This window comes from Oscillatoria sp. CS-180, from assembly GCF_028330965.1.
Taxonomy (GTDB): Bacteria; Cyanobacteriota; Cyanobacteriia; order Phormidesmidales; family Phormidesmidaceae; genus Halomicronema.
Genome location: NZ_JAQMUB010000067.1, coordinates 84,652 through 101,473 on the forward strand (window position 1 = coordinate 84,652; position 16,822 = coordinate 101,473).

Annotated in this window: 16 protein-coding genes; 3 read left to right on the forward strand and 13 right to left on the reverse strand. The window is 49.1% G+C overall.

Annotated elements, in window-relative coordinates; translation table 11 throughout:
* Positions 1 to 4: 4 nt before the first annotated feature.
* Entirely contained in the window at positions 5 to 580 is a 576-nt protein-coding gene (locus PN498_RS15980) for a hypothetical protein (RefSeq protein WP_272063888.1), read from the reverse strand.
* Entirely contained in the window at positions 573 to 1,625 is a 1,053-nt protein-coding gene (locus PN498_RS15985; protein ID WP_272063889.1) for a cyclic nucleotide-binding domain-containing protein, read from the reverse strand. The genes PN498_RS15980 and PN498_RS15985 overlap by 8 nt, the downstream gene beginning before the upstream one ends.
* Before the next feature lie 242 nt (positions 1,626 to 1,867).
* Between PN498_RS15985 and PN498_RS15990 the strand changes: the two genes are divergently transcribed.
* Entirely contained in the window at positions 1,868 to 2,038 is a 171-nt protein-coding gene (locus PN498_RS15990; protein WP_272063890.1) for a hypothetical protein, read from the forward strand.
* A 391-nt stretch (positions 2,039 to 2,429) separates the two neighbouring features.
* On the opposite strand, the gene PN498_RS15995 is transcribed toward PN498_RS15990, so the two are convergent.
* Both PN498_RS15995 and PN498_RS16000 read right to left on the reverse strand, forming a co-directional pair.
* On the reverse strand, positions 2,430 to 2,930 hold the full coding sequence (locus PN498_RS15995; RefSeq protein WP_272063891.1) for a DM13 domain-containing protein: 501 nt from the start codon (positions 2,928 to 2,930) through the stop codon (positions 2,430 to 2,432).
* A 220-nt stretch (positions 2,931 to 3,150) separates the two neighbouring features.
* Positions 3,151 to 3,936, reverse strand: a complete 786-nt coding sequence (locus tag PN498_RS16000; protein ID WP_272063893.1) for a dienelactone hydrolase family protein — start codon at positions 3,934 to 3,936, stop codon at positions 3,151 to 3,153.
* A gap of 393 nt (positions 3,937 to 4,329) precedes the next feature.
* Between PN498_RS16000 and PN498_RS16005 the strand changes: the two genes are divergently transcribed.
* Together PN498_RS16005 and PN498_RS16010 are read left to right on the forward strand one after the other, a co-directional pair.
* Positions 4,330 to 4,947, forward strand: coding sequence for a Uma2 family endonuclease (locus tag PN498_RS16005; protein ID WP_272063895.1), 618 nt, complete (start codon positions 4,330 to 4,332; stop codon positions 4,945 to 4,947).
* Between the two features lie 46 nt (positions 4,948 to 4,993).
* Positions 4,994 to 5,566, forward strand: a complete 573-nt coding sequence (locus PN498_RS16010; protein WP_272063896.1) for a Uma2 family endonuclease — start codon at positions 4,994 to 4,996, stop codon at positions 5,564 to 5,566.
* 172 nt (positions 5,567 to 5,738) lie between these two features.
* On the opposite strand, the gene PN498_RS16015 is transcribed toward PN498_RS16010, so the two are convergent.
* From PN498_RS16015 to PN498_RS16055, 9 genes are all read right to left on the reverse strand, one after another.
* Positions 5,739 to 6,536, reverse strand: coding sequence for a DUF4241 domain-containing protein (locus PN498_RS16015; RefSeq protein ID WP_272063897.1), 798 nt, complete (start codon positions 6,534 to 6,536; stop codon positions 5,739 to 5,741).
* 269 nt (positions 6,537 to 6,805) lie between these two features.
* Positions 6,806 to 8,323, reverse strand: coding sequence for a GMC oxidoreductase (locus PN498_RS16020; RefSeq protein WP_272063899.1), 1,518 nt, complete (start codon positions 8,321 to 8,323; stop codon positions 6,806 to 6,808).
* A 308-nt stretch (positions 8,324 to 8,631) separates the two neighbouring features.
* A complete protein-coding gene (locus PN498_RS16025) occupies positions 8,632 to 9,240 on the reverse strand; it encodes a cytochrome c oxidase subunit 3 (protein WP_272063900.1) in 609 nt (202 codons plus the stop codon).
* Complete coding sequence (gene ctaD / locus PN498_RS16030; RefSeq protein ID WP_272063902.1) at positions 9,227 to 10,909, reverse strand: cytochrome c oxidase subunit I; 1,683 nt, start codon at positions 10,907 to 10,909, stop codon at positions 9,227 to 9,229. The genes PN498_RS16025 and ctaD overlap by 14 nt, the downstream gene beginning before the upstream one ends.
* Positions 10,902 to 11,816, reverse strand: coding sequence for a cytochrome c oxidase subunit II (locus tag PN498_RS16035; protein ID WP_272063904.1), 915 nt, complete (start codon positions 11,814 to 11,816; stop codon positions 10,902 to 10,904). The genes ctaD and PN498_RS16035 overlap by 8 nt, the downstream gene beginning before the upstream one ends.
* Positions 11,817 to 11,830: 14 nt before the next feature.
* A complete protein-coding gene (locus PN498_RS16040) occupies positions 11,831 to 12,454 on the reverse strand; it encodes a DUF2231 domain-containing protein (protein WP_272063980.1) in 624 nt (207 codons plus the stop codon).
* 5 nt (positions 12,455 to 12,459) lie between these two features.
* Complete coding sequence (locus PN498_RS16045; protein WP_272063906.1) at positions 12,460 to 12,960, reverse strand: DUF2231 domain-containing protein; 501 nt, start codon at positions 12,958 to 12,960, stop codon at positions 12,460 to 12,462.
* Between the two features lie 481 nt (positions 12,961 to 13,441).
* On the reverse strand, positions 13,442 to 15,088 hold the full coding sequence (locus PN498_RS16050; RefSeq protein WP_272063907.1) for a mechanosensitive ion channel family protein: 1,647 nt from the start codon (positions 15,086 to 15,088) through the stop codon (positions 13,442 to 13,444).
* 44 nt (positions 15,089 to 15,132) lie between these two features.
* On the reverse strand, positions 15,133 to 16,779 hold the full coding sequence (locus PN498_RS16055) for a mechanosensitive ion channel family protein (RefSeq protein WP_272063908.1): 1,647 nt from the start codon (positions 16,777 to 16,779) through the stop codon (positions 15,133 to 15,135).
* Positions 16,780 to 16,822: the final 43 nt, after the last annotated feature.

A 16,822-nucleotide genomic window follows, 5' to 3' on the forward strand; every position in this document is an offset into this window, starting at 1 on the left:
AGGCTTAACGGTCTAGAAATGGGAACACGAAGGCGATGGGAGCGCGTTCTTCAAGGGTGATGCGTCCCTGCACTCTAACCCCAGCAACGATAGTGTTGGGTGGCATGGCGCTGTCCATCGGGGAAAGCTGAGCCAAAACTTCTAGTCGTCCGTCCTCCCGAGTTTCTGATTCCAGTTCAACTTGACGGGCCTGCTCAAGCGTTAGCGCAGGCGATTCCAAAACCTCTACAATTTCGGCCTGGAGTCCCGGCTCGTTGTAAATCAGTAGCGTTTCAGGCGTGAGAACGACAGGCATGCCCGGACGAAACTGACCTCGATAGCGATTGTCAAAGTGTAGAAGGGCCACTAGATGACCTGTGTCTTGCTCGTCTTGGACTAACATGCCACGACCGTTTGTCGTGATGGGAATGCGTCCTATCCAACTCCAGATCAGCCCTATTCCCAGCAACAGGCACAATGCGCCCAAGGGCAGCCAAGTCCTCAAGTTGACAATGGTCATCAACTCGTCTAACCGTTCTGGAGAGGACAGCCGTTCTAGAGATTCCTGACGGAACAGATCGTTTGCTTTCTCGTCAGCCATCTTGCGTAACTCCCAGTTGCGACAGCATCCAGTTGAATTTCTTAGCCCCTTCAGACATTTGCTGTAAGTCTTCCATGTCGAGCTCTTCGTCATGTTCCTCAATATCTGGAGGTCCAGCGTCTGAGTGAGGGTCAACCAGGCGAGTGCTAACCGTGTGCAGCAGTTCCAGAATCTCGATCGCAATCAGGCGATAGAACCGAGACGCAAAGCTATTGTCTGCCTGTAGTTTCGTCACGAGCGTCTGACGAGGAACCGCGTAAACAAGAGACTCTTTGACAGCACGAATCGTCACAGGCAAGGGGCGAAAGTCCAAAAATGAGATAATGCCTGGCATACTTCCCTTTGAGAGGGTGGCAAAAGCTTTCTGGTCGCGAGTACTGTTTTCTAATCCCGAAAAGCACAAGTAGAGGGGATTGAATTTGCCCCCTGGAGAGGATATCGACATTTGCCCGTCGAGTAGAACATAAAGAGCGTCCACGGGGCGTCCTGCCTGCAAAAGCACTTTGTCGGCGGCGATCGCCTCTGTCGCACCAAACGAAGCCAGCCAATCAACGTCGCTATCCCGTAACTCTCCGAAGACAGAGAGCACCTCTTTGACAGACCGCTCCCCCCAAAATCGAATCCGTTCAGGGTCTTCAAAGATGCGGCGCAATCGATCAGACAGCATAATGGCGATTGCTCGGTGAAAGTGAGCGGCAAAGGCAATATCTTCCCGCAATTTTGCCTGCAATTCACTCACCGACATCGACATCACTAAAGAGGGTTCTGCCGTTGTTATGCAGTTAATTTCTGGCCTACCAAACAAAGGGCCAATACCAACAATTTCACCCTGAGTAAGCTGACCTATTGAAGTCTTTTGGGCATGAGAATCAACAAAAGGCACAAAGCTTAAGTCAAACTTTCCTTCTATCAAGACGTAGATTGAATCAGTACCGTTACGGGAATCCAAGAGTTGATGACCTTCTGGAATATGCGATCGCTTCCCATGGGTGATCATCCAGTCCAAGTCTGTATTGCTCAACTCTTGCAGCAAAGTATCTGTCATCAAATAAAGTTGGGTGTGACTTGCACAAGTATAGAAGTAAAAAGCGGAATGTTTCGCAACCTAATGAAAAAAGCAATCTTCTACAACAAAAGTCGCTACTGACTGTGATCCATCAACAGAGAATATCCCAAAGCATACATAAAATCGGGTTTTATCATAATTTAGAGAGCTATTTTTTCAGGCAGACAATTTTGATGAGTATGCCTATCTTTATAAATGTATTTTGTTTGGAGAAAATATAGATGACTGAGCAAGCTAAGAAAGATGCCAATCCAAAAGGTGAACAGCTTTCGGATGATCAGCTAAAAGATGTTTCCGGTGGTGTAAATTTTGATGAGCTTCGCCGCGAAAATTTAGACAAAGATGCAACAAACTTTGATGAGCTTCGCCGTGAAAATCTAGACAAAGACTAGTCATTGATTGTTGATTTCTAGTTTATAGTCACAGCTATGTGATGCAGGCTCTCTGGTAACGGGGAGCCTAAATTTTTGAGGAATTTCTAAGTTTCACTTGATTAAAAGGCTTTGGAAGTCGCAGTGCTATAGCTTGCTTTCTTATCGTAGCTAATTCGTTGCTACTTGAGTTTTATTAGTTGATTAGTATACTTCGAAGCTAATAATCAATATTGAAATTGGTCTGATAGTGAATGAAACTCTAATAAAGTAACTATTTCGGTTCTTTTATGGACTTTGAATGTATCAAGCTTGGTGTGCTTAACTCCTTTTGAATCAGTCATCTGCACACCATGACTCCAGTCCTTAAGACTGGAGTTTTCTTTTCATGTGGTTATGGAATAACAATAGTTTACGCCTTTTTGACAATAGGCATATACCCCATTGTGGTGTTTAGCTCAGGGCACCAGATGACAACTGAGGAATATTGATACAGATCAATCGAGGACGGCAGAGGATAGCGATGCTGGCCTGAACTCTTTTCAAGATCTCCGACCTTTAAATGGCGATCGCTCTGATAAACAAAAGTTGAGTCGGGTTCCGCAGCAGTATCCAGAATGAGTATCAATCTTGGCATCTGTGCCGGTGTGTTGAGCGAATGATAAAACTCAAGAAAAGTTTGACCGTTTTCTTGAACAATCTGGGCTTGAGCAGGATTTTCTGATGCGACGTCCATTAGCTTGTATGCCCTGACCAGCGTTTTGGGTTCAGAATCCATCAGCGTATCCGTCAGTGCCATCTTATACAGCGGCTGAACAGGACGTGTAGGGCCAGAGGACAATATGCTGTTGGCTAAGACTAGCGCCGGCGTCACGCCAGCAAGAATGCTATAGGCGATAAAAGAGAGTCGCACAGTCACAATTCCTTAAAAGTCAGTCATCTATCGTCATGTTCTCTGACGTGCCTGATGCTGTCCTGATGAAGAGTTTAGAGTTTTGCCTGGAAAAACTCAGCAGAAAACCCCTGTGCTCTCAGGAGAGATTCAGTCAAGACGATGGCTCGGTCAACCAGGAGAACTGATTAACCGAGCCATGCTTGATAAGTGCGACCACCTGCTATGAGTGCAACACCTGCTAACGAATTTGCCGATCTAAAAACATAAGCAGTGTGTCCCAGGACTGAGTGTCGGCCTTCGGATCGTAGCGAGTGGCTTCACCGCTAGCGCCCCACACCGTGAATGAATGGGGCACACCACCATAGATTTCCATGTCGTAATCGACGCCCGCAGCATTGAGTTCGTCAGCTAGTGCGGCGACCTGAGACATGGGTGCGATCGGGTCGTCGCCACCATGCAGGATGAGAATTGGCCCTTGAGCCTGCTCGTAGGTCTGCCCTTCAGGGGTTTCCAAACTGCCGTGAAAACTGACAAATCCGTCGATCTCGGCTCCAGCGCGGGCAAATTCTAGAACTGCGGCCCCGCCAAAACAGTACCCCATGGCGACAACCCGATTGGGATCCACACCAGTCATGCTTTGGGCTTCGGACAGTCCTGCAAACAGGCGCTGTCTCATCGTGGGGCGATCGCTATAGAGCTTGCTGCTTTCCGCTTGCGATTCCTCCGGATTAGCTGGCCGAACACCCTGCCCGTACAAATCGGCTGCGAATGCAGCATAGCCCCGTTCCGCTAGCATCTGAACGCGGCGTTTTTCATAATCGCCAATCCCATTCCAATCATGAATGAGCAATACGATAGGCTGCTCATCACCAAATCCTTCATTAATTGCGAAATACCCTTCGTAGGGCTGACCGTCTATCTCGTACACAACGGGTTCCGCCACAATATCGGCCTTGGCGTTCACGGCAACCAAGCCAATCAGACACGCTACAGTCAGCAAGACTAGCAAGACTCTTTTCAACATCAATTGACTCCTCACAGATTTCGTCTCGAATCATTTAGCTCGCTTTGATAACGAGCGAGGACTCTTGAAATATAAACTGTGTTGAGCCAGGGAATAGGCTGAGTGACTGACAAAAAATTTCTAATCATCAAACAGGTCGTTCCAGAACTACATAAAGTTGACTTGCCGAGAAATCTACTCAAGGTCAAACAAACTATGTAGACCGGCGGGGCGATCGCTCCAAGTATCGCAAGCGAAGCACATTTTCAAACGCTAGATTCCCCAGAACTGGCAGCCGTAACACCCACTGAAAACAGACGCCTCAGTAGTTCCCTGGCAACTGAGGGCTTTCGACTCGTCTCCTATACTGTGGCTATGGCGACTTTGGTAACCCCTTAAGGAGGCACGCTTGCAATGATCGCCCTATCGGATAAAACGCTCCTATCATTCGATGAATTTATAGAGTGGTATCCCGAAGCGTCTGAGCATCATTATGAATTAAGGCGTGGAGTCATCATTGAAATACCAAAGCCCAGAGGCAAGCATTCTAGAATTGCAGGTGATTTAGCCTACAACCTGGGTTCAGCTATTCGACAAACACAGCGTCCATTTTTTATTCCTAAAGAATGCATCATCAAGATTGCCGATGACACAGGTTATGAACCGGACATCATTGTTTTGGATCAGAGTGAGATTATCCATGAACCTCGTTGGGAACGCGAATCTATCGTCATACTGGGCCAAAGTATTAAACTTGCTGTGGAAGTCGTTTCGACAAACTGGCGAAATGATTACCTGTTCAAATTGGGCGATTATGAACATCTGGGCGTTCAGGAATATTGGATTGCAGATTATTTAGGAATTGGTGGACGACGCTATATTGGTACTCCCAAACAGCCGACTTTAACGGTGTGTACTTTGGTAGATGGGGAATATGAGTTGAGTCAGTTTCGAGGGAGTGATCGCATCCTTTCAACAACTTTTCCTGACTTACAACTCACTGTTGAGCAGGTATTTAATGCGACTGTATGAGTCAGAATTGGGATAAGGCGATCGCCCTCGTTCCACACATCCAGCCATGACTGTCAGCAAACACCATGCCTCATTTACGCCTGAAGAATACTTGGAAATTGAGCGGATCAGTCCGATCAAACACGAGTATGTGCAAGGGCAAATCGTTGCGATGGCGGGAGCAAGTAAAGCCCATGTCATCATCACGGGAAATCTCTCGGCCTTGCTGGTCAACCCTTTGCGGGAATTGGGCTGCATCGCCTATGCCAGTGACCTGAAGGTGCGGCTGCCAGAGTTGGGGCTTTTCTACTATGCAGACTTAACGGTGACCGGTGATGAACGCGATCGCCGCTCTAGCGAAGATTTTATTCTGTATCCCCAACTCGTTGTAGAGGTCTTGTCGGACTCAACGGAGGCGTTCGACCGAGGGGATAAGTTTACAGATTACCAGTCCAATCCGCTGCTGGAAGAATATGTCTTGATTCATCAGAAACAAATTTTAGTCGAGCGTTTTCAGCGTAAAGCTAATAATCTTTGGGTTCCTCACATTTTTCGTAGTGGCGATCGCGTGGAGTTTTCTAGCATTGGCTTCACCTGCGATATTTCCGAGCTGTATGAAAATGTGGATCAGCTGCAATAAAAAGGAAAGGGGCCATGTAGGTTGGCGAAATCAATCAGACTTTGTTGAATAGAACTGTAGTTGAAGTGTAAAGCCCTCCTCCGCTCACTGCCGATGCCATCAACTGCGTGGATTATTGTCACCATCGCCCTCGCTGCAGTGGTGGGCTACCTGACAAACCAACTCCCCGAAATTAAACTTTGTTACTCCTGAAAAGTTCAAAATCGGTGACAAGACAAGCAATCTCGCCGTCAGCACCGTAGCCCCAGTAAGATGCATAGCCACCATCTCCCCAGCCTGAGTTGAAAGCAACCACATTAGCCCCGGTGTTCTCATCGATGCAAAAATTTGCCCAGCCCCCTTTTCTATCGTAAAGATATTCATCACTTACGGCTGCTGTGGTGTTGCTTTCCATTTGTTCAATTACAACCTCCCAGTATTCATGCCAGAATGGGTCAAAAGTTCCTCTTCTAGCTTCCCAACCAACATCTCGGCTTTTTTGCAAAGCTCTGGCGTACACATCCGAATTCGGATTCTCAAATTGCAGAAGAGCACTGGCACCCTCAGCATCCATGAAGCAACCTGTGCCAGAGTCAACTCCATAGTTTTGATACTCTGCGGACCGGCTCGGCTCTAGAGTTGCGAGGTCCCATCGAAGCGGCATTTGCTTGTTGAACTGCAACATAGCACAGGCAATTCTTCTATCTCGTTCGGGCTTGAACCCTGCCAAACTCAGAAAGATGGGGTAGCATCCTGGCTTCACACTTTGCGTGAAAGTACACTCGAAATCTTCGCTGATGGACGGATCGCAAGCAACAATCTGGCCTGACGGCAATACTAAATCATCAATTTGATGAGTAGTAAATTCAACGGTTTGCAGCCCGCTATGAGGTAAGTCGTACTGAAACTGATAGCCATCTTGAAACGCTTTCGAGAAGTCAGTTCTGGGGTATCCGTTAGCGTCAATGGTGTTGGGTTCAGAAGGTGCCATAAACTTCTCCAAGCTGATGATGCTTAGCATTATGAAGGTACTTTCGAAGGCTAGAGGATAGCTACAAAATCTGATGATTGCTGAAAGGACTGCTCGGCAGTCTTCTTAAAGGATTTGGCAAAGCATTGCCCACTACTGCACATATATCGCCTAATACAATTGCTACGAGCATCTGCATCATCTAGCAATACATAGTCAGCATTCAACTCCATTGCTAGGGCGTAGACAACTTGTCAGGCAAGGACTTAATTCTGTCTTATGTCGTACAGCTACCCTTTTAACCGATCGCACACACGATCCCCAACCCGCAATGCATTTGCCATGATCGTCAAGGCTGGGCCAACGCTGGGACAGGAGGGGAAGAAGCTGCTGTCTACCACGTAGAGATTATCAATTTCATGGGTACGGCAGTTGCCGTCTAGAACAGAGGTGCTGGGGTCGGTGCCCATCCGACAGGTACCGCACTGATAGCCGACGACTTGAATGGGCGCTTCGCCCCGGGGATACACGCCACTGGGCTTGGCCTCTTTACTATCTCTTTCTAGCGTCTTGAGAACTTCGAGCCAGCGATATACGAGGCGATCGTGGGCTTCAAAGTTATTGACTTCATAGGCGTAGCGTAACTTACCTTTTTTGTGCCAGTAAACGCGGTTGTTTGGGTCAGGCAGGACGCCTGTTTGCGCCCACCAGCCAACAGAGCGCTTTGCCAGTTGCTTTAGCCCCGAACCGGGCATGATTTGCGCCAATACGGAGAGCAGCGGCGGCGATTCAGCAAAGATCACGTCTTGCAGCAGGCCGCCACTGTTTTCAATGTGTCCCATCGGATAGGTATAGTCGCGATCGCCCCAATAAAAGTCATTCACGCTAACGCTACGGGGAAAGACGCCGTCGTTGTTGGCCGCGCCCCGTTCAACGATCACCGTCATCTGCTGCTTCATTAGGTTGCGCCCCACTTGATCAGACTTGTTCGCCAAACCATGGGGATGCTTTTCGTTAGCAGAGGCCAAGAGTAGCGCCGCTGAATTGACCGCGCCACAGGCCAAGACAACGATATCAGCGTTAAAGATCATCGATTGCTCACCGATCTCGGCTTGAACGCCCTTAATTTCGGTCCCTGTAGGATTGGTGTGGAGGGCAACCACTTTGGCCGATGTCCTCAGCGTGACATTGGTGTGTTTGAGAGCAAGGTCAATCCCAAAGACCTCAGCATCGCCCGTTGGGTCATCTGCTTGACGAGTAAGACTCATCGGTAGCGGCGTCGGATGGAGTCCTTGCTGGGCGATCGCCGCAACAATGGGCCGCATTACAGGTGCATGGTCTACTGCTGGGTAAGGATAGTCACCGCTGTGTTTGGGTTCCGTCGGATCGTTTTGAACGTCTCCGTGGACCTGATAGAGCTGCTCAACAGCAGTGTAGTAGGGCTCCAGGTCGGCATAGTTGAACAGCCATTCAGGGGCAGTGCCTTCTTGATGAGTGACCGCAGTAAAATCGCGATCGCGCATCCGTACCAGGGAAGCCGCATAGATTTTGGTATTGCCGCCTACGGCATAGTTAGTTTGGGGTGAAAACGGTTCACCGGCTTGGTCGTACCACTGTTCTGGGGCGCGATAACGTCCTTTTTTGAAGACATCCACATCAGCGCGGTTTTGCTCGTCCAAGGCCATGCCCGATCCCCTTTCTAGAATCAGGATCCGCTTGCCCGTAGGAGCGAGCTTCTGGGCTAGAGTTCCGCCGCCAGCTCCAGTACCCACAATGATTACGTCGTAATGCTGATCATCAATAATCATGGAGTTCCCCGTGATGCGTGTGGTGTTTCACAAAGTCCGTTGACCTAGGTTTATGACCTGCGTCAATTTCTTCAAAGATTTTGCTCAGAATTGTCACTTTTAGGACTTACCCAGAATACAGATAGGGTTGGGCATTGCCTGGGCTGTTCACTTTCGGACGTTTAAAGGGCAATTCTGTTAATGCAACACTTGCGTGGTGGGCAATGCCCACCCTACCCTTCTACCCCTCAAATGCCTTGTAGGGTGGGCATTGCCCACCGAAACCAGCGTGGAATAACATCGTCAGATTGCTATCAAGAATGAATAGCCTATCGCCAGACATAGATCAGGATAAATAGAACAATCCAAATGACATCCACGAAGTGCCAGAAAATAGAGGTCGCATCGACGCCGTATTCTCCACTTTCATAGTTATTAGGAATGAACGATCGCCCCAGCATAATGCCCTGCAGCAGTACCCCGGATAGGACATGGAGGCCATGAAATCCTGTCAACAAATAGAACGTGCCGCCAAATACACCATCCTTGAAGCCGAACGGTAGCGCCATCCATTCCACCGCCTGCCCGTACAAGAAATAGCTGCCCATTGCCATCGTCAGCAACCAGAAGGCTCGAAAGCCCCACAGGTTGTCCTTATGCAGAAAGCGCTCAGCAAAGTAGATGACGAAGCTGCTGGAAACTAGAACGACCGTGTTGATGAAGGGTTCTCGAATTTCCAATCCTTCAAAGCCAGCCGGATACCAGTCAGCTGCGCTGGTTTTATAGACGATGTAGCCCACAAAAAAGCTGAGGAAAATCACGCTTTCCGATAGCAGAAAGACGATGAAGCCAAACATGCGATGATCTTCTTCTTCGTGTTCTGCTGCACCGTGAACTGCCTGAGTGTTCAAAGTAGGGTCAAGATTAGCTGTGCTCACTGACTAACTCCTTGGTGGAATCGCTAGCAACTAAAGGTTCATCACTGCCGTAGCCATAGGGACCCGAGACAACAACGGGAATTTCATCAAAGTTTTCGTGGGGTGGGGGAGACGAGACGAGCCACTCTAGACCGATCGCCCGCCAAGGATTATCGCCCGCTTCCTTACCCCGTGCCCAGGAACTCAGCATATTAAGGATGAACGGTAAGGTTGAGACGCCCAATAAAAAGCCACCCAAACTGGCGAGGACATTCCAAAACGCAAACTCTGGGTCATAGGACGCTACCCGGCGAGGCATGCCTTGCAATCCCACAGGATGCATGGGCAGGAAGTTGAGGTTAGCGCCAATAAAAGTCAGGACGAAGTGCAGTTTCCCTAGCCCCTCGTAATACATGCGGCCCGTCATTTTGGGGAACCAGTGATAGATGGCCGCATAAAAGCCCATCACTACAGCCCCGTAGATAACGTAGTGGAAGTGCCCCACGACAAAATAGGTGTTGTTGACGTGAATATCAAACGGAGCCGAGGCCAGCATAATGCCTGTGATGCCGGCAAAGAGGAACATCGTCAACCCCCCCAGCGCAAACAGCATGGCCGTATTGAGCCGCAGCTTGCCCCCCCAAACCGTGGCAACCCAGGCAAATACCTTAATCCCTGTCGGCACAGAGATCATCATCGTGGTGAACATAAACAGCATCCGCATCCAGCCTGGGGTGCCGCTAGCGAACATATGGTGAACCCAGACGATACCGCTCAGTCCAGTAATGATCAGAGAAGACACTGCGACCACCCGGTAGCCAAACAACGGCTTACGGGCATAAACCGGAAAAACCTCTGAAAACACGCCGAAGATTGGCAGGATGATGACGTAGACCGCTGGGTGTGAATAGAACCAAAAGAAGTGCTGATAAAGAATTGGGTCGCCGCCCAGTTCAGGATTAAAAAAGCTGGTTCCTACAGTCAGGTCAAACAGCAGCATCACTGCGCCTGCCGTCAGAGCTGGTAGACCAAAGAGCTGAATCATCTGTGCAGATAGCACAGTCCAGCAGAAGGCAGGCATCTTGAACCAACCCATACCCGGTGCTCGCATCCGGAAGATGGTCGTGACAATATTGACTGCGCCCATGATGGAGGACACCCCAGACAGAGCAACGGCCAGCAGCCAAAGGGATTGTCCATTAATGAGATTGCCTGTCGGATTCTGCAAGCTCACGGGAGGATAGGCCCACCAACCTGACTGAGATGGACCACCCGGAACAAAGAAGCTGACCACTAGGATGACGCCAAACACAGGAACCAGCCAGAAAGCCGCAGCGTTAAGTCTGGGGAAGGCCATGTCTCGGGCACCGATCATCAGCGGCACCAAATAATTCGCTAGTCCGTTGAGCATTGGAAAGGTCCACATGAACAGCATGATGGTGCCGTGCATGGTGAACAAACCGTTATAGACGGTGCGATCGACCAGATCAGCGGGAGGAGTAATCAATTCTCCTCGCATCACCATGGCCAAGAGTCCTCCAAACAGAAAGAAGATAAAAGCCGTGACGATGTACTGGATGCCAATGACCTTATGGTCAGTGCTGAAGGTGAAAAACCGACGCCAGTTATCGGGCGCTCCTGGCTGGGGCTGGAGACTGGGCTGAGCCACCTCCAGAGATGCGTTACTCATGAGTGTCTTCCTCCGAACTAGCGTAATTGACGACGGGTGCAGGAGCCGGTTTGACGGTTTCCCAGCCGAGATCGATCGCGTTCTCATTGGCGCGATTGAACTCCTCATAGGCAACGTTTTGAGCTGGGGCCAGTGGAGTGTCTGCTGCTTCCGCTAACCAGTGCTGATAGTCCGCTGCTGACTCAACGACAACATTCGTTTGGTTAGCCGCAAAATAGGTACCGCTGTATTCAGAGTCTCGCAGGCGATACCGCCCTTCGCGGATGGGCGTGAATTCAAAATCGATCTCGCGACCTGGCACGACATCCTGCTTAACTCGAAAGGCTGGAACGAAGAAGCCGTGTAGAACATCCTCAGAGGACAGGAGCAGTCGCGCCCGCTCGTTCACAGGCAGATGGAGTTCCGTACTGCTGACGTTCTGATCGGGATAGTGAAACTCCCATGCCCACTGACGAGCATAGACCTTGATAGGACTTGCCGGTTCGTCGGGTGCGTCTAGGGGAGCTGCCGTTGCCGAAGGCATTCCCATCGCCATGTGCTCCATTGGACCCAGGATAGCCATGCGATCGTAGGTCTGGTAGCTGAAGGTGCCAATCCAGATGACGAGCAGCACCGGAATAGCGGTCCAGACAACCTCTAGCTTGACGTTGCCCTCAATGGGGGGACCATCGCTGGAGTCATATTTGGCAGCTCGCTGGAAGAGGATGGAGTATACGAGAGTGCCCGTGACCCCAAAGAAGATGAAGCTACCGATGGTCGTCATAAAGCTGAACAGATTGTCCACCAGCATAGATTCAGCAGAGGCTTGGGGTGGCATCCAGTTGTACGCTTGCTGACCTATCCAGAGGCTAAGAAAGAAGTCCGCGATCGCCAGCCCGGTCAGAATCAAAATCGTGCGTCGAGTCATATTTGCGATGACCTCTAGTGCTTAATGAGGATATTCAAGTGAGTGTTGGGATTGATGCCGGAGCGAATTAAGCGATCAGCGCTGACATGAATGCCAAAGTCAGATCCTAAGTGAGCGCCCAGCGTGCCGTGGACAAACATCAGCACGAAAATACCCAAACCGGTTAATAGGTAGCTCCACTGCACTTGCCGGGCTCGATCTTCTCGCCAAACGTAGCGCTGGAATCCTCGCCAAACGGTCATAGCTACGATCAGCCCTAGCAACACCACACCGCCAACACCATGCCAGACCATGGTGTCCATCGCCCCCAGCCCCCAGGGACTGATCACATCGTTAGGGGGTTCCGCCAGCATGATTTCATAAAATCCAGCGGCAACTGTGAAGAACGTGATCACAGCGGCAGCGACCATGTTGAACCAGCCCACGTCATATAAGCCAGAGCTAGTGACAGGGATGGCTAGAAATTTGAAGATGGGTTTTTCTAAGGGATAGAGAGCCGCAACGATGTCGAAAGCGATCGCGACGATAAATAGCCCCAGCGTCAAATGCACAAGGTTAGGGTGAATCGGCACGCCGTAGGGTAATCCATTGGCTTGTGCCCCTAATGTTGGCAGCCAGGACCCTTCAACAAGCGGCATCAAACTCACAGTAAACCTCCTCGACCTGCTTCTACAACTGGCTCAGTGTGGAGTCCATAGACCCAGACTAGTTTATCCCCTAGATAGATCTGGAACAGGACAAGAACGGTTAGCACAGCGTTAAGGCCCAGGTAGGCTTTCGGCAAGGAGTTCGCATTTCTCAATCGGATGATGTAGCGCCAGCCTGTAATGGTCGCCAGTAGGCCAGACAGCGACCATCCCAGTAATGTGTGAAGATTCAAGTCTGCCGCCGCCGCTGCATAGGGTGTCGCTAAGCCTGCTTCGAGCTGCCCAAAAATGATGGCAATAAAAATGGAAACTGTAGCAAAAACCATATTCCACCAGCTCACCTCGTAGAGCCGAACGTTTTTAGTGAAATAAGCAATCACATCGCAGAGCACGGCAAACAGGAACATCGCAATGACAAAGTGCACCACAATGGGGTGGATGGTATCGGGATAGGGTAGGTTGTGGTTATTAAGGGGAGGGAGTAAATTTTCAAACACTGTTTTTAAGCAACAAGCTACGCTTTTCTTCCACTGTTAAAATCGCGTTCTCATACAGCCCTATGGCATATGCAAAGGTAAGAGTTCTCTCTATGCTAAAGTACCTGACTCGAACAATTAGCTTAGTGTTATTAGAACGCTGGTTGCATTGTAGCGGCGCTGGTTGTAAATCACGAGGGTCTTTTTAGAATTTTTGAATAGTTTATGATTAATGTCTGGAAAGGTTGACTACGAAAAGGTTAAGGAGAGTCACATCGATCGCTCACAGACTAAAGAGTTGACCTTGAATGAGGTATGCTAGCGCCTGTTCTAAGGATTAAACGAAAATTTTGTCTAGACATAAATAGTCCAATTTTGATGTTGAAGCGATCGCCGGAAAAGCAAATCTACGCTTAATAGGATTTAGAAAATTCTATGAGGAAAATGGTTTTTATGCGGACGGCGTAAAATAGCATTAACTCTGTTCGTTCATTGTTTATCATCAGGCTAAATCGTTGAATGAGATAGGTGATGGAGAATCCGGGATGGCTTCTACTGCATCTGCCTGCTTCAGATAGCGCATCATTTCCTGGTAGATTTGGCTGCTGATGCGATCGCCGCGCTTCCCGTTTTCGAGCTTAATATCATCGACAAAGAAATTAAGGCGGAAGGTGAGGTAAGCATTGCCCTCGTCATCATGTTGCAAATCGCTGATCAACACTTGCGGCTCTTGCCATTTTTTTCGAGGCGTTTTGAATCGATCTTTTAGCCATTGCCGCAGCTCCAGCACATAGTCATCCAGCCGAGTTTCCTCACGTTCGGGTCGAGCAATTTTTTGATAGAGCCGCTGGACCCGTCGCTTCAGAAGTGTGATACGCCGCTCCCAGTCTTCAGGGATGATATCTTCATCGTCGTCCAGCAAATTAGGGTCGCGGATGCTGATGCGATACCAAGTACGAATGAGTTCAAGTAGGGTATCATCCTCTTGCGTCTCTTCAAAGTTCTCTTCAGTACGGCTGCCGCTCTCTTCGGTGTGGGCTAAACCAATGGATTGGAGCACCGTTTCATACTCCATTTGAATATTCTCAATTTCATCCTGAGTCAATCCGCCCTTCTCTGCAAATTGTAGGGTCACTACGATGGAACTCAGTTCTAAGTCAATCTCTTCTAGCTTGAAGTTGACATCGTTTTCAGCTTCCAGCCGTTTGCGCCCGATGATCTGTTGATCTGCTAGCAGCGGTTCTGTCTCTGAGGGGTGGAAATACCCCTCCATCAGCTCAAGCTTATCGTCGAGATTCCCCAAAGTATCGGGGTGGGCCAGGGCAATCTCTCGCATCACTTGTTTGAGCTGATCCAGATCCTGCTCAAAAGGCACTTCTGCCACCGTGGAGTAATGATAGTAAGTCGTTGGGCGACTGAGGTTGGTGATATTTTGCCCCTGCAAAACGCTGTTGGGAATGTACATGTCGCAGTGATTATCAAACATATAAAGCTGTGTCACCCGTACGCCGATACGGCGCAGCATGCCGACAGAACCATCCTCTAGTTTCAGCACGTCACCAAATTGAAATGGCGTATCAATCAGTAGCACCACGCCACTGAAGAAGTTTGCCAGAATGTCCTTAACCGCGAAACCAATGACAAAGGTTGCCCCCCCCAGGGTTACCCAGATGCCAGTGAGATCCAGCCCAAAGGAGTTCAGCACTAGCGCTCCACTCAGGAGAATCACAACGACAGGCACCACTGCCTCCAGTAGGGGCAGCAACACGTCATCCCACATCACCTCAGACTGCTGGGTAAATTCCTTCAGGTAGTAGACGACTACCTGCTCAAAGATTTGCACCAGCCAGTAGCTCAGCGCAATGATCAGCCCCGCTGTAAGCAACCGTTCGAAATCGTCAATGCCATCTATCGTTTTGAGCCTAAGAAACGTCACCTTGAGACTGAGCAGCAAAAAACAGGCCAGGGCAGGATAGGCCGAGACATTCAGCGTGACTAGGGGTAAATCGTTTTCAAGGCGGCGAAATAGCGATCGCAGCACCGAGAACAAAATAAAGTACAGGAGGCTGGTACCAAGCGCTGCTATCAGTAAACCTGTGATAACAAAGGCGCGAGTGCCGACGGTATAGGGAAGCAGGTGCCACAGCATGGCTTTTAAGGTGAAGTTACAGAAGGGGTACAGCCAGCAGGCGATTAAGCGGTCACCTGACAAGCATCTTTGAGGTGAAGCAAGATTTCGCGGTGGATGTCGCTGTTGATGCGATCGCCCCGCTCGCCATCTTCCAAGCGAATATCATCGACATAGTATTCCAGGCTAAATTCAAAGAAGGTGCGTTCGCGATCGTGCACAACTTGTTCTAGACGCACGTCTGGATTCTGCCAAGCACTCCGAGCCTGCTTAAAGCGGTTGCGTAGCCATTTCACAAACTTTCGCGAATAGTCATCCAGCCGCGTTTCTTCTCGATAGGGATGTAGTATCTTTTGGTTGAGCTTGTAGGCTTGCTTTTTCAGCAGTTCAATTTTGCGTTCCCAAATCTCTGACAAGATGTATTCGTCTTTGTGAACCACGTTAGGATCCCGTAGCCAAATTCGATACCATTCTCGCACCAGGCTAATCAGCGCATCGCTGTCTTGCGTTTCTTCAAGCTGAAATCGAATGAGCCGTTGTTGCAGACCCAGAAAGGAACGGCGAGGGCGAGGTGTTTGTTGGACTACTTTAAGGCCAATCAACTCTAAAACATAGTTGAACTCCTCCTGAATGGTTTCTACATCGTCTGGATCAAGTCCGCCTTTTTCCACAAACCCTAGGGTAATACTCAGGGCCTCTAAGGCTTGCTCAATATCGGCCAACTTTTCATTAACGGCATGTTCGGCCTCTAACCGCTGGCGTCCATTTTCTTTCTTGTTAAGGAAGCTTTTATCGGTTTCTTCCCAATTGAAGTACCGTTCAAGATGAACTAGCTTGGTGCCGATGTCTCCCAACGTATCGGGATGAGCTTGAAGAATTTCTTCCATAATGCGTCGAGCCTGTTCTTGATCACAGTGCGATCGCAATTGAATTCGAGTGGAATAGTGAATGGGTTCAATGGGTCGGCTGAGATTTGTAATTCTCTGACTTTGCATCACGCTGTTGGGAATATAAACCTCGGTATGCGTTTCAAACATGTATATGTGAGTGACCCGCACACCAATCTTTCGCAAGATTCCCAGTTCTCCTCCGTCTTGATTACCATCAATACGCAACACATCGCCAAATTGAAAAGGGCTATCAAGCAGCAACACGATACCGCTAAAAAAGTTCGCTAGGATATCTTTTACGGCAAAGCCAATGACAAAGGCACTTCCTCCCAAAGTGAGCCAAATCCCGCTTAAGTCCAACCCTAGAGAAAATTGAAAAATCGCTGCTGTACTCAGCACAATTAATAGTGTCGGAATCACCCCTTCAAGCAACGGAATGAGCACCTGATCCCACATCATTTCAGTGGTTTCGGCGTAGTCTTTGAGGTAGTAGACAATGACTTGCTTAAACAAGCATAGTGACCAATATCCCAATGCCGCGATAATGCCTGCGAGTAACAGTCGCTGTAACCACAGGACAGAACCCAATATTTCTGATCGCTGACCCGTAATTTTGAGACAGGTTGCTACAAACAAGAAGAGGGCGGGATAAGCCGAAACATTCAGAGTGACTAGAGCAATGTCGCGATCCCACTTTCGAAAAAGCGATCGCAGTAGGCGAAAGAAAATCACATACAGTCCCGCTGCTCCGACTACCGTCACAATTAAGCTAACTGCAAGATAAAGCGTTTCACGTAAATGAATCGGCAGTGAATTTAGCATGGGATAGCTAATAGAAAGGTAGAAGCTTCTCTAAAGGTGAGAA

Coding starts and splice junctions, on each gene's coding strand:
- PN498_RS15980 (WP_272063888.1), bottom strand. CDS start 580: ATGGCTGACGAGAAAGCAAACGATCTGTTCCGTCAGGAATCTCTAGAA.
- PN498_RS15985 (WP_272063889.1), bottom strand. CDS start 1,625: ATGACAGATACTTTGCTGCAAGAGTTGAGCAATACAGACTTGGACTGG.
- PN498_RS15990 (WP_272063890.1), top strand. CDS start 1,868: ATGACTGAGCAAGCTAAGAAAGATGCCAATCCAAAAGGTGAACAGCTT.
- PN498_RS16000 (WP_272063893.1), bottom strand. CDS start 3,936: ATGTTGAAAAGAGTCTTGCTAGTCTTGCTGACTGTAGCGTGTCTGATT.
- PN498_RS16005 (WP_272063895.1), top strand. CDS start 4,330: ATGATCGCCCTATCGGATAAAACGCTCCTATCATTCGATGAATTTATA.
- PN498_RS16010 (WP_272063896.1), top strand. CDS start 4,994: ATGACTGTCAGCAAACACCATGCCTCATTTACGCCTGAAGAATACTTG.
- PN498_RS16015 (WP_272063897.1), bottom strand. CDS start 6,536: ATGGCACCTTCTGAACCCAACACCATTGACGCTAACGGATACCCCAGA.
- PN498_RS16020 (WP_272063899.1), bottom strand. CDS start 8,323: ATGATTATTGATGATCAGCATTACGACGTAATCATTGTGGGTACTGGA.
- ctaD (WP_272063902.1), bottom strand. CDS start 10,909: ATGAGTAACGCATCTCTGGAGGTGGCTCAGCCCAGTCTCCAGCCCCAG.
- PN498_RS16035 (WP_272063904.1), bottom strand. CDS start 11,816: ATGACTCGACGCACGATTTTGATTCTGACCGGGCTGGCGATCGCGGAC.
- PN498_RS16040 (WP_272063980.1), bottom strand. CDS start 12,454: ATGCCGCTTGTTGAAGGGTCCTGGCTGCCAACATTAGGGGCACAAGCC.
- PN498_RS16050 (WP_272063907.1), bottom strand. CDS start 15,088: ATGCTGTGGCACCTGCTTCCCTATACCGTCGGCACTCGCGCCTTTGTT.
- PN498_RS16055 (WP_272063908.1), bottom strand. CDS start 16,779: ATGCTAAATTCACTGCCGATTCATTTACGTGAAACGCTTTATCTTGCA.